We start from the raw sequence: 11,709 nt of genomic DNA, 5'->3' as shown, positions 1-11,709 counted from the left end.
CGCATCGCCAAGGCCGGCAGTCCGGTGCCGTTGAAACCCGGCATGATCGTTTCCAACGAACCGGGCTACTACAAGACCGGCGGCTATGGCATCCGCATCGAGAATCTGGTGGTGGTGCGCGTCGAGACCGAGAAAGCCGAGAATGGCAAACGCTGGCTCGGCTTCGAGACCATCACGCGTGCGCCCTATGATCGCCGGCTGATCGAACTGTCGCTGCTGACGACCGAGGAAATCGCCTGGGTCGATGCCTATCACGCGCAGGTCTGGCAGGATGTCGCCGGGCATGTGGATGATGCAACGCGCGGCTGGCTGAAACAGGCAACCACGCCCCTAGCTGCTTAATCAAAACATCGGGAGAGAAACGAGTATGCTCGACGCACGCATCAAGGCCGCGCTGGAACTGGTGACCACCGCCACGCTCACCACCGTCCTGCTCAAGAAAGGCCTGCGCAATGTCTGGATCCGCGGTTCGAAGCCGCTGACGCCCCAGGCCAAGCGGATTGTCGGCGAAGCCTTCACGCTGCGTTTCGTGCCGGCCCGCGAAGATCTCGCCACGCCGGCCAGCTGGGCCTCGCCGCGCAGCACGCGCGGCGCCATCGAGGACATGCCGGAAGGCTGCATCGCCGTGGTCGATGCCATGGGCATCAAGGATGCGGGTATCTTCGGCGACATCCTTTGCGCGCGCATGCAGAAAAAGGGTGTGGCGGCATTGGTTACTGATGGCGTGGTGCGCGACGTGGCCGGCGTGATTGGCACCAATCTTCCCGTGTGGTGCGACGGCGCCGCGGCACCACCGAGCGTGGCCGGGCTGACATTCGTGAACTGGCAGGAACCGATCGGCTGCGGCGGCGTGGCAGTCTATCCCGGCGACGTGATCGTGCTGGATGCCGACGGTGCCGTGCTGATCCCGCAGGCGCTGGTCGAAGAGGTCACGAAAGAGTCCGTCGAACAGGAACGGCTGGAAACCTGGATCATGGGCGAGGTCGACAAAGGCATTCCGTTGCCGGGCCTCTATCCGCCCAATGCCGAGACCAAGGCGCGTTACGAGAAAGAGATAAAGAAGTAGCCGCGCCTCAGATCTGTCGCAGCCAGCGCGGAATGCGGGCCCGGCTGCGTGCGCCTGCGCGATCGCGCAGGGTCGTGCAGCCTTCGTGATAGTCCGGTTCCAGCCGTCCGGCCTTGATGCTCCAGCGCGGCAGCGCCTCCATGATATCGGTCACGCCGGCCTCGGTGGCGGCGCGCAGGGCGATGCCGGCGCAGGCCGCCGCATCGCTGTCGGCGGCATGGTGGCGCAGTTCAAGACCAAGATGCGCCGCCACGCTGCTGAGGCCATGCCCGGTCGCGAGATCCGGCCAGGCGGCGCGTGCGATCTTCACGGTGCAGAGATAGCTGAGCGTCGGCCAGGGCTGGCCGTAATGCCTGAGCGCGGCGCGCAGCACGCCGATATCGAAAGGCGCGTTATGCGCCAGCAGCAGCGGCACGGCTTCCAGATGTGGCAGCAGCTCGTCCCAGATCGCCGGGAATTCCGGCTCATGCTCGACATGATAGGGATAGATGCCATGGATGCCGATGAAACTCGGCAGGAACCGCATGTCATGCGGCCGCACCAGGCGGTGCGCCACATGGCTGACCTGCCCGTCTTTGATCCAGGCGAGGCCGATGGCGCAGATGCTGCCCGGCGTGCCGCTGGCGGTTTCGAAATCCAGCGCAATCGCCGTGGCGCCGAGTGTCTCGGCAAGCGACGGCAGCTGAATCTGTTCATGCATCGGCTTATCCGCCGATCAGCTTGAGCCAATCGTCTTCGCTGAGCACCAGCACGCCGTGCTTCTGCGCTTCGGCCAGTTTCGAGCCCGCACCTGGCCCGGCCACGAGATAGTCGGTCTTTTTAGACACCGAGCCCGCCACCTTGGCGCCGAGGCTGAGTGCCCGGGCTTTCGCCTCGTCGCGGGTGAATTTCTCCAGACTGCCGGTGAACACCACGGTTTTGCCGGCGACCGGAGAATCCGTGGTGGGCTTTTCCGGCGGCACGACTTCGGTCAGTTCCTTCAGCAGATGGTCGATCACTGCGCGGCTTTGTTTACGCGTGGCGAAACCGACGATGGCCTCGGCCACCACATCGCCCATCTTGTCGATGCTGTTGAGATCGCCCCAGGCCTCACCATGGCGGGCCTCCGCTTCGTCTATCGCGGCGAGCCAGCGTTCCGGCGTCTCGTAATGCATCGCCACCAGACGGGCGCGCTCCTGCCCCACATGGCGGATGCCGAGCGCAAACAGGAAACGGTCGAAGCCGATGGTACGGCGCTGGTCGATCGAGCGGATCAGGTTGTCCACCGAAGTGTCTCCGTAGCCTTCCTTCTTGCGCAGGTCGGCCGAGTGTTGCTTCGGTAGTTTAAATATGTCGGACGGCTCCTTGATCCAGCCCCATTCGTAGAAGGCCGCGATCTGCTTCTCGCCAATGCCTTCGATGTCGAAGGCATTGCGCGAAACGAAATGGCGCAGGCCTTCCATGGCCTGGGCCGGGCAGGACACACCGCCGGTGCAGCGCCGTCGCACGTCTTCGGCACCCGAGGCATCGACCTCGCGCTCGGCCGGCTGCCCGCAGACCGGACATTTGGTGGGAAAGGCATATTCCACGGCACCCTTGGGCCGCTTATCCAAGACGACACTGACCACCTGTGGGATCACGTCGCCGGCACGCTGGATGATCACGGTGTCGCCGATGCGTACATCCTTGCGCTTGATCTCATCCTCGTTATGCAGCGTGGCATTCGACACCAGCACGCCGCCGACATTGACGGGCTTCAGCTTGGCGACCGGCGTCAACGTGCCGGTGCGGCCGACCTGGATGTCGATATTCTCCAGCAGGGTCTGCGCCTGTTCGGCGGGGAATTTATGCGCCACCGCCCAGCGCGGACTGCGGCTGACAAAGCCCAGCCGCTCCTGCCAGTCGAGCCGATCGACCTTGTAGACCACGCCGTCGATATCGAAAGCCAGCTTGGCGCGGCGTGAGGCGATATCGTTATAATAGGCCATCAGGTCGTCGACGCTGTGGCAGAGTTCGACATGGGGATTGAGCGTGAAGCCCCAGCTGCCGAGTTTCCTGCGCACGTCGCTGAGCTTGCCCGTGAAAGGCTCAGAGACCTCGCCCCAGTTGTAGCCGAAGAAGCGCAGCGGGCGTTTCTCCGTAATCGAAGAATCAAGCTGGCGCAGGCTGCCGGCCGCGGCATTGCGCGGATTGGCGAAGATCTTCTGCCCGGCGGCCTCCTGCGCCTCGTTCAGTTTCAGGAAATCGGCACGCGTCATATAGACCTCGCCGCGGATTTCCAAAACCTCGGGCCAGCCCTTGCCGCTCAGCTTATGCGGTACATCCTGCTTCAGCGTACGGATATTGGCAGTGACATCCTCGCCTTCCTGCCCGTCGCCGCGCGTGGCGGCGCGCACCAGTTCGCCATTCTCATAACGCAGCGAAGCAGAAAGCCCGTCGATCTTCGGTTCGGCCACCAGAGTGAGATCGTCGCCGTCCTTCAGGTTGAGGAAGCGGCGGATGCGGCCAAGGAAATCGGCGACATCCTCCTCGGCGAAGGCATTGTCGAGCGACAGCATCGGTTTGCTGTGCTTCACCTTGGCGAAGCCGGCCGCCGGCGCCGCGCCGACGCGACTGGACGCGCCCAGCATGGTCTTCAGTTCAGGGTATGTCGCTTCGAGTTCGAACAGGCGCTTTTTCAGCGCGTCATATTCGGCATCCGTAATCGTCGGCGCGTCCTGCTGATGATAGCGCTTGTCATGCGCGGCGATCTCTTCTTCCAGCCGCCCGTGTTCCAGCTTTGCCTGGCGGGGGCTTAACTCGGCCACCGGTTTCGCACGCTGACGACTCATAATCTCAAGCCTCTTGGCCCGCGAGCAGGCTGTCGGCAGCGGCGCGCGCGGCGTCTGTAATGGTTGCGCCAGCCAGCATGCGGGCAATTTCCTCGCGGCGGTCGCCGGCACTGCTGAGCGGCGAGACTTCGGTCAGCGTGGTGCGGTTCTTGGCCGAACCCGCCTCGCGCTTGGCAATACGCCAGTGCTGGCCGCCCTTGGCCGCCACCTGCGGCGAATGGGTAACGACCAGCACCTGCACGCGTTCCGCCAGCCGGGCGAGTCGCTGGCCGACAGCGGCGGCCGTCGCACCACCGACACCGCGATCCACTTCGTCGAAGATCAGTGTGCCGGCCGCGCCGCGCCCGGCCAGCACGACACGCAGCGCCAGCATGAAACGGCTGAGTTCGCCACCCGAGGCGATCTTAGCCAACGACCCCGGTGCGGTGCCCGGATTGGTGCTGGCGAGGAACTGCACGCGGTCGGCGCCTTCGGCGCTCCACTGGTCGGGCGGCAACGAGTCGACCGAGGTCGAGAATTTCGCAGCACCCAGCTTCAGCGGGCCGAGTTCGGCCGCCACGGCCTTGTCGAGTTCGGTGGCTGCCTTGCGACGCGTCACCGAGATCGCCTCGGCCTTGCCCTGATACGCCGCCTTCGCCACAGCCGCAGCTTTCGCAAGCTTGCCCAGCGAGGCGGCGGTATTGTCGATCAGGTTGAGCTTCTCGGCATAGCTTTCGGCCAGTGCAGCCAGTTGATCGACCGGCACGTTATGCTTGCGAGCGGCGGCGCGCAGGGCAAACAGCCGCTCCTCCGCCTTTTCCAGCTTCTGCGGATCGAGATCGAGGTCGCGCGCAGTCTGATCCAGCAATGCGGCCAGTTCGCCAGCCTGCACCAGCACGGCATCGGCCTGCGCCACCACGGCATCCAGCTTGCCAGCGGCCTTATCTGCCACGCGTTCGAGCGCGCGCAGGCAGGCACGCAGTCGCGCATCGACGCCGCCGCCCTGTTCAAGTGCGCTCTGTGCTTCCTGCATCGCGGTGGCGAGTTTCTCGCCCGACTGCAGCAGGCTGCGCTGTGCGGCCAGTTCCTGCTCCTCGCCGGGCTGCGGCTTGAGGCTTTCGAGTTCGCCGACGACATGGCGCAGGAAATCTTCCTCGCGCCGCGCCTGTTCGGCCGACTGCGTCGCCTCGCTCAGCTTGCTCTCGGCCTCGCGCCAGGTCTGATAGGCATCGCGGAGGCCGGCAACATCCTTCTCCAGCCCGGCATAATCGTCGAGCAAGGCACGATGCACCGTGGCGTCCGTCAGGCCCTGCTCGTCATTCTGGCCGTGGATCTCGACCAGCGTGTCGCCGAGCCTGCGCAGCAGCGTGACGCTGACCGCCTGGTCGTTGACGAAGGCACGGCTCTTGCCGTCCTGCCCCACCACGCGACGCAGCACCAGTTCGTCACCGCCTTCCAGCCCATGTTCTTCCAGCAAAGCATGCGCCGGATGCTTCGCCGGCAGGTCGAATGCGGCGGTCACCACGCCCTGTGCGGCGCCTTGCCGAACCAGCCCGGCATCGGCACGGCGACCGAGCGCAAGCCCCAGTGCATCCAGCAGGATCGACTTGCCGGCACCGGTCTCGCCCGTCAGCACACCGAGGCCGGCCGCACAGACAAGGTCGAGCTTTTCGATCAGGACAATGTCGCGAACGCCCAGGCTGGTCAGCATGAATGGGCTGCCGGCTGCGTCAGAAGATGTTCCACCAGGATTTCTTTTCCGACGAGGCGGTCGGAACCTCCTGGCCGCTCACCAGCGTATAGGTGTCGACATACCATTCGCTGCCCGGATAGTTGTAGCCGAGCACGGCGGCAACATTCTGCGCTTCTTCCAGCACACCGAGACTCATATAAGCCTCGGCCAGGCGATGCAGCGCTTCAGGCACATGCGTCGTGGTCTGGTATTTCTCGATCACCGACTTGAAGCGATTGATCGCCGCGATCTGCTGGTTCTTGCGCAGATAGTAGCGACCGATGGTCATCTCCTTGCCGGCGAGATGGTCGCGGGTGAGGTCGATCTTCAGCCGCGCATCGCGGGCGTATTCGCTGGTCGGATAGCGGCGCACCACTTCTTCCAGCGAGCTGAGCGCCTGCTGGGTGGTCTTCTGGTCGCGACCGACATCGGTAATCTGTTCGTAATAGCAGACTGCCACCAGATAATAGGCGTAAGGCGTTTCCTTGCTGCCGGGATGCAGCTGGATGAAGCGCTCCGCTGCCGAGATGGCATCGGTGTACATATTCTTCTGATAATAGGAATAGGCTGCCATCAGCTGGGCCTTGTTGGCCCAGACCGAATAGGGATGCTGACGCTCGACTTCATCGAAGCCCTTGGCCGCCGCTTCCCATTCGCTGACCGCCAGCGCGTCCATCGCCTGGTTGTACAGTTCTTCGACCGGCCGCTCGACATACGGCTTTTCCTTGCCGCCACAGGCCGCAACAGCCAGCAGCAGGAGCAGGGCGGAGACGAGGCGTCGCGCGGTCGGAACCAGCCGCGACGAATCCAGTTTGGTGAGCACAGGCATGGCCAGATTCTGTGACATGCCCCCCCCTCAAAATCAAGATTGGGCCTTAAGACGATTGGGAAAATCGAGTGCCGGCAGGCGCCCCTCCCGCTCCCTCTGCCCCGATCGAAATAGCCTGAACAGGCTATCCTTGACCGGGCGGACTACGCCTTTTGAACGGCGATCTGGGGGTAATTCCGCTATCTATCCATAATTGCTGTGCTTTTTACCTGCGGTTGCGGCTTATACTTCTGAACGATTTTCTCCGGGGCCGAATTCGCCTATTACCTGTATCGGTACCCGGTTTTGTACGGTTTCCGCTTGGGTTCAATCCCGCCCCGCGAGTAGCCAGCGGCGGTATAAGCGGTCAGAAAAGTACGAAATATCGGCCAGCCGGCGGCGGATCGACAGTTGTGTAACAGTCGGTTGATCTGGCCCCCGGGCATAGATATAGAGGCCAGCCGGTGTTTCCGGCCCACCATGAGGTGATTCAATGGGTAAAATCGCAACGCGCGTCGACGAGTATGTGGGTGAGCGCATCCGTGCCCGCCGCACCGAACTCGGCCTGACCCAGGAAGAGCTGGCCAACTCGCTGAAGATTTCCTACCAGCAGGTGCAAAAGTACGAGACCGGTGCCAACCGCGTCAGCGCCGGCCGCCTGTTCGAGATCGCCCAGCGCCTGCAGGTCGACATGGCCTACTTCTTCGAGGGCCTGGAAGCCCGCCTGGAAAGCCGGCCGATGGAACATGGCGGCAAGAACCGTTCGACCATCGAACTGGTGCGCAACTTCAGCGACATCGAAGACAACACCATCCGCTCCGCGGTGGCCGGCCTGATCAAGAGCATCGCCAGCCGCTACAAGGATGAAGAACTCGACGCTACGGCGACCCAGCAGCAGGGCTGAGCCAGCCAACATTTCGCCGGTTTGAGACAAGCCCCGCGCAAGCGGGGCTTTTTCTTTGCATGAAGCCAAGCGCCGAAACGAAAAAAGCCCCGCTTACGCGGGGCTTTTTTGCAATCCGGTATGGAGCGTCGATTACAGCGCGGCTTCGGCGGCAACCTGGCGCTGGCGACCGCCAGCTTCCGCCACCGGCATGATCCAGGCCGTGTCACGAACCTTGGCATGCGTGGTCCAGGCATAGGCACTCTGGTCGGCGAACAGCGCCTTGAGCAGCTTGTTGTTGACGGCATGGCCCGAGCGGCGGCCGATATAGCGGCCGATCAGCGGGGCACCGGCCAGATAGAGATCGCCCAGCGCGTCGAGGATCTTGTGGCGCACGAATTCGTCGTCATAGCGCAGGCCGTCGTCGTTCAGGATGCGGTCATGACCCAGCACAACGGCATTCTCCAGCGAACCGCCGCGGGCAAGGCCCATGGCGCGCAGCTGTTCGACTTCCTGCACGAAACCGAAGGTGCGCGCACGCGCGATATCGGCCTTGAAGCGGCCCGGCTCCAGCTGGAACTCGGCGCTCTGGCGGCCGATCATCTTGTTGGCGAATTCGATTTCGAAATCGATGGTGAAACCATCGGCCGGCAGCAGCGCGGCGGTGGCATTGCCCTCGCTGACTTCGATGGCTTTAAGCACCTTGAGATACTTGCGCGGCGCGACCTGCTCGATGGCATCGGCGCATTCGATCAGGAAAACGAAGGGTGCAGACGAACCATCCATCACCGGCACTTCCGGGCCGTCGATGTCGATCAGAACGTTGTCGATGCCCAGGCCGGACAACGCAGCCATCAGATGCTCGACGGTGCCGATCGCGATACCCTCGCCGGCCGCGACCGTCGTGCACATGCGCAGATCGGTGACCTGGTCGTAGCGGGCGCTCACCAGCGGACGGCCCGGTAGATCGACGCGACGAAACACCACGCCGGTATCCGGGGCAGCCGGATTCAGCACCAGCGTGACCTTCGCACCGCTGTGCAGGCCGATGCCCGAGCACTTGATGCGGTTCTTCAGCGTCTTCTGGGCGATCTTGCCGGCGTTGAGCACTGGGTGAACTCCTTGAACTGGATCGCGAATCGGACGGAATTCGCGCAAAAGAAAACCGGGAATGGTTTTATCAACCACTCCCGGCTTCAACAAATCACTCTATGTTACCAGTTGTAACGCCGCTTTTATTAATAAAATCCTATACTTAGCGGCGATTTTCGATCCTCAGTTCGCCTGCCGGCGCAGGAAGGCCGGAATGTCCAGCAGATCGTCCTGCGGCCGGGTCGGGGTGGTCCGTTCCGCAGTGGCGGTCAGGCCGAGATCGGCCTGGCGCGGCGGCTCGACCCGCACGGTCGCGACAGGCGCGGCCACCGGCGCAGCCGGCTGGCGGGTGAACTGCGGCTCGGCCTGGCGCAGCATCGGGGCTGGCTCGACCTCGGTGCGGCGGGCAACGCCGGTGATGCGGTCGAACAGGCTGGCCTTCTTCTTCGGCTCGGCCGGCTTGTTGACCATGTCGGCTTCCGCGAACGGATCCGGCTGACGCATCGCTGCGGGTGCCTGAACCGGTGCCGGCATCGCCTGGGCTGCCGGCGGCATGAAGGCCGCCTGCACTGCCTGGGCTTCGGCCAGCTGCGCCGCGAAGGGACGCGGTGCGGCTGCGTCAGCTACCGGAGCGGCGGCGACGAAGGCCGCCGGATCAGCCGCAAGCGGCATGTCCGGCGCAATCATTGCGCTTTCCGGCAGGGCGGCGGGTGCCGGCAGTTCCATTGCCGGTTCCGGGATAATCGCAACCGGGTCCGGCATCGCGAGCGCTGTGGCTCCCGCCGTCATCGGGGCCGTAGCCACGATGGTCTGTGCAACGACGGGCTGCGCCATGGCAGGCGCGGCCTGCATGGCAGGAGCTGCAACGGGAGCAGCCAAAGACTGACCTGGACGCGGCATGGCACCGAAGTTGACCGGCTTGGCCTGCGGCGGTGTGACCAGACGCAGCGCCGGCGACGCCTGCTGCGGCTGACCGGCCTGCTGGGCGGCAGCATCGATGCCGGTGGCGACGACGGAAACCCGCATGCGGCCTTCCATATGCGCGTCCAGCGTCGAACCGACGATGATGTTGGCTTCCGGATCGACTTCCTCGCGGATACGGTTGGCGGCTTCGTCAACCTCGAACAGCGTCAGATCCGGGCCGCCGGTGATGTTGATGAGCACGCCGCGGGCGCCCTTCATCGAGATATCGTCCAGCAGCGGGTTGGCGATGGCGCGCTCGGCGGCCTCGATGGCGCGATGATCGCCCTCGGCCTCGCCGGTACCCATCATGGCCTTGCCCATCTCGCTCATCACCGAACGGACGTCGGCGAAGTCGAGGTTGATCAGACCCGGCATCACCATCAGGTCGGTGATCCCGCGCACGCCCGACTGCAGAACGTTGTCCGCCATCTTGAAGGCATCGGCAAAGGTGGTCTTTTCGTTGGCCACCCGGAACAGGTTCTGGTTCGGGATGATGATCAGGGTATCGACATACTGCTGCAGTTCGCGGATGCCGGCCTCGGCCAGCTTCATGCGCTGGCTGCCCTCGAACGAGAAGGGCTTGGTCACGACACCCACGGTCAGGATGCCCATTTCCTTGGCGGCGCGGGCGATCACGGGGGCCGCACCAGTGCCGGTGCCGCCGCCCATGCCAGCCGCCACAAAGGCCATATGGCTGCCCTGCATGTGCTCAATGATCTGGTCGATCGATTCTTCCGCCGAGCCGCGGCCGACTTCCGGCCGGGCACCGCAGCCCAGGCCCTGGGTCAGGGCAGTGCCCAGCTGGATACGCCGCTCGGTAAGCGACATGTTCAGCGACTGGGCGTCGGTATTCGCCGCAACGAACTCCACGCCTTCAAGCTGAGCCGCAATCATGTTGTTGACGGCATTGCCGCCGGCGCCACCGACGCCGAAGACGACGATGCGAGGCTTCAGTTCCCGCGTGGTCGGCATGCTTAAATTGATACCCATGTTCTCCTCCAGGGTTACATGTTGCTTTGACCAATGTCGCTGCGTGATGCAAGCGACATTGAAAAAATCGCGTGGTTGCTGGTGATTTTTTGAACGGTCTCCATTGTCTTCACCACGCGATCAGAAGTTGGTCCGCAGCCAGCGGCCGATTCGTGAGATCGTGCCGTTGGGTGCGGGCTCTGGTTCGGGCAGACGGATCATGCGCTCGGCCGCCTGCTGTTGAGCGTATGAGAGCAATCCGGCGCAGGCCGAGAAGGCCGGACCGCCAGTTGCCTCTGCCAGGCCGCCGACACGAATCGGACGGCCCAGGCGCACTTGCTTGTCGAGAATGCGGGCGGCGAGTTCGCGCACGCCCTGCAGTTGGCTGGCGCCACCGGTTAGCACCACACGGCGGCCAGCCAGCTTCTCGAATCCGGATTGCGCGAGTCGCTCGCGCACCTGCTCGAGGGTTTCCTCGAGTCGGGGTTTGATGATGCCGGTCAGAATCGAGCGCGGCACCTGGTTATGGGCATGATCGTCGGTCTCGCCCACCTGGGGGACGTCGATCGTCTCGGTATCGTCCGACGGCGACGGCAGCACGGTGCCATACAGCGTCTTGAGCCGCTCGGCATGGGCCAGCGGAGTCGAAAGCCCGCGGGCGATGTCGTTGGTGACATGGTGGCCGCCCAGCGGCACGACATCCACGTGGACCAGCTGGCCATCATAGAACACGGCCAGGCTTGTCGTGCCGCCGCCCATATCCAGCAGGGTGACGCCGAGATCCATCTCGTCCTCGACCAGACAGGCCAGGCCAGCAGCGAAGGGCGAGACGATCCGCCCGGCGATGCGCAGGTGGCCGCGCGCCACACAGGTGGCGAGATTGCGCAGCGGGCCCGAGCCGGCGGTGATCACATGCATGTTCACGCCGAGACGTTCGCAGGCCATGCCGCGCGGATCCTTGATGCCGCGCGAGCCGTCGATGGTGTAGCCGACCGGGATCGAATGCACGATCTCGCGGTCGCCCGGATGTTCGTGTCGGCGGCCCTGGTCGAGCACCAGCGCGACGTCATGCTCGGTGACCTCGTGGCCGTCGATGGCGACTTCGACACCGACGCTGTGCGACTGCGGATTGCCGGCATTCACGCTGACGAAGACGTCGCGGATGGTTTCGCCGCACATGCGCTCGGCGGTTTCGACAGCCGCACGGATCGACTGTTCGGCGGCATCCATGTCGATCACGTTGCCGTTGCGCAGCCCGCGCGACAGCTGGTGGCCGATACCGATGACGCGGAGCGTGCCGCCGTCGCTGCGGGCGATGAAGCAGCAGACCTTGGACGAGCCGACATCCAGGGCGGCAATCAGTCCGTTGCGCGAGACAGCCATGTCTAGTTCCCCCTGCGAGCAATG

10 protein-coding genes are annotated in these 11,709 nt (G+C 64.1%); 3 read left to right on the top strand and 7 right to left on the bottom strand.

Features of this window, described 5'->3' with window-relative positions; genetic code table 11:
- Together CTR53_RS10960 and CTR53_RS10955 are read left to right on the top strand one after the other, a co-directional pair.
- Positions 1–342, top strand: a 342-nt coding sequence (locus CTR53_RS10960) for a M24 family metallopeptidase C-terminal domain-containing protein (RefSeq protein WP_290812839.1), incomplete at its 5' end; no start/stop codon positions are given.
- Between the two features lie 25 nt (positions 343–367).
- Positions 368–1,066, top strand: coding sequence for a ribonuclease activity regulator RraA (locus CTR53_RS10955; protein WP_290812836.1), 699 nt, complete (start codon positions 368–370; stop codon positions 1,064–1,066).
- A 7-nt stretch (positions 1,067–1,073) separates the two neighbouring features.
- On the opposite strand, the gene CTR53_RS10950 is transcribed toward CTR53_RS10955, so the two are convergent.
- Genes CTR53_RS10950 through CTR53_RS10935 form a run of 4 tightly spaced genes read right to left on the bottom strand, consistent with a single transcriptional unit; the run spans position 1,074 to position 6,434 of the window.
- Positions 1,074–1,766: a 3'-5' exonuclease gene (locus tag CTR53_RS10950; RefSeq protein WP_290812833.1), complete on the bottom strand. Its 693-nt coding sequence runs from the start codon at positions 1,764–1,766 to the stop codon at positions 1,074–1,076.
- Positions 1,767–1,770: 4 nt separating this feature from the next.
- Positions 1,771–3,876 (bottom strand): NAD-dependent DNA ligase LigA, encoded by a 2,106-nt coding sequence (ligA, locus tag CTR53_RS10945; RefSeq protein ID WP_290812830.1) that lies wholly within the window; start codon positions 3,874–3,876, stop codon positions 1,771–1,773.
- Positions 3,877–3,880: 4 nt separating this feature from the next.
- Positions 3,881–5,566, bottom strand: coding sequence for a DNA repair protein RecN (recN, locus tag CTR53_RS10940; protein WP_290812829.1), 1,686 nt, complete (start codon positions 5,564–5,566; stop codon positions 3,881–3,883).
- A gap of 19 nt (positions 5,567–5,585) precedes the next feature.
- The gene (locus CTR53_RS10935; protein ID WP_290812826.1) at positions 5,586–6,434 is read right to left on the bottom strand and encodes an outer membrane protein assembly factor BamD; all 849 of its coding nucleotides are present in this window, start codon (positions 6,432–6,434) and stop codon (positions 5,586–5,588) included.
- A 454-nt stretch (positions 6,435–6,888) separates the two neighbouring features.
- Between CTR53_RS10935 and CTR53_RS10930 the strand changes: the two genes are divergently transcribed.
- The gene (locus CTR53_RS10930) at positions 6,889–7,299 is read left to right on the top strand and encodes a helix-turn-helix transcriptional regulator (protein ID WP_290812823.1); all 411 of its coding nucleotides are present in this window, start codon (positions 6,889–6,891) and stop codon (positions 7,297–7,299) included.
- A gap of 132 nt (positions 7,300–7,431) precedes the next feature.
- On the opposite strand, the gene lpxC is transcribed toward CTR53_RS10930, so the two are convergent.
- The 3 genes from lpxC to ftsA form a co-directional block, all read right to left on the bottom strand.
- Complete coding sequence (gene lpxC, locus CTR53_RS10925; RefSeq protein ID WP_290812820.1) at positions 7,432–8,388, bottom strand: UDP-3-O-acyl-N-acetylglucosamine deacetylase; 957 nt, start codon at positions 8,386–8,388, stop codon at positions 7,432–7,434.
- 165 nt (positions 8,389–8,553) lie between these two features.
- On the bottom strand, positions 8,554–10,323 hold the full coding sequence (gene ftsZ, locus CTR53_RS10920) for a cell division protein FtsZ (protein ID WP_290812817.1): 1,770 nt from the start codon (positions 10,321–10,323) through the stop codon (positions 8,554–8,556).
- Positions 10,324–10,443: 120 nt separating this feature from the next.
- Positions 10,444–11,685, bottom strand: a complete 1,242-nt coding sequence (ftsA, locus tag CTR53_RS10915; protein ID WP_290812814.1) for a cell division protein FtsA — start codon at positions 11,683–11,685, stop codon at positions 10,444–10,446.
- Positions 11,686–11,709 lie beyond the last annotated feature (24 nt).

It is taken from the genome of Ferrovibrio sp. (assembly GCF_002796975.1).
Classification (GTDB): Bacteria; Pseudomonadota; Alphaproteobacteria; order Ferrovibrionales; family Ferrovibrionaceae; genus Ferrovibrio.
Note: the sequence above shows the minus strand (reverse complement) of the source record. Positions and strands in the feature narration are given on the sequence as shown.

Excerpts from the sequence above, each read along its gene's own strand:
- ftsZ (WP_290812817.1), bottom strand. The coding sequence starts at position 10,323 with ATGGGTATCAATTTAAGCATGCCGACCACGCGGGAACTGAAGCCTCGC.
- CTR53_RS10955 (WP_290812836.1), top strand. The coding sequence starts at position 368 with ATGCTCGACGCACGCATCAAGGCCGCGCTGGAACTGGTGACCACCGCC.
- ftsA (WP_290812814.1), bottom strand. The coding sequence starts at position 11,685 with ATGGCTGTCTCGCGCAACGGACTGATTGCCGCCCTGGATGTCGGCTCG.
- recN (WP_290812829.1), bottom strand. The coding sequence starts at position 5,566 with ATGCTGACCAGCCTGGGCGTTCGCGACATTGTCCTGATCGAAAAGCTC.
- ligA (WP_290812830.1), bottom strand. The coding sequence starts at position 3,876 with ATGAGTCGTCAGCGTGCGAAACCGGTGGCCGAGTTAAGCCCCCGCCAG.
- CTR53_RS10935 (WP_290812826.1), bottom strand. The coding sequence starts at position 6,434 with ATGTCACAGAATCTGGCCATGCCTGTGCTCACCAAACTGGATTCGTCG.
- CTR53_RS10930 (WP_290812823.1), top strand. The coding sequence starts at position 6,889 with ATGGGTAAAATCGCAACGCGCGTCGACGAGTATGTGGGTGAGCGCATC.
- CTR53_RS10950 (WP_290812833.1), bottom strand. The coding sequence starts at position 1,766 with ATGCATGAACAGATTCAGCTGCCGTCGCTTGCCGAGACACTCGGCGCC.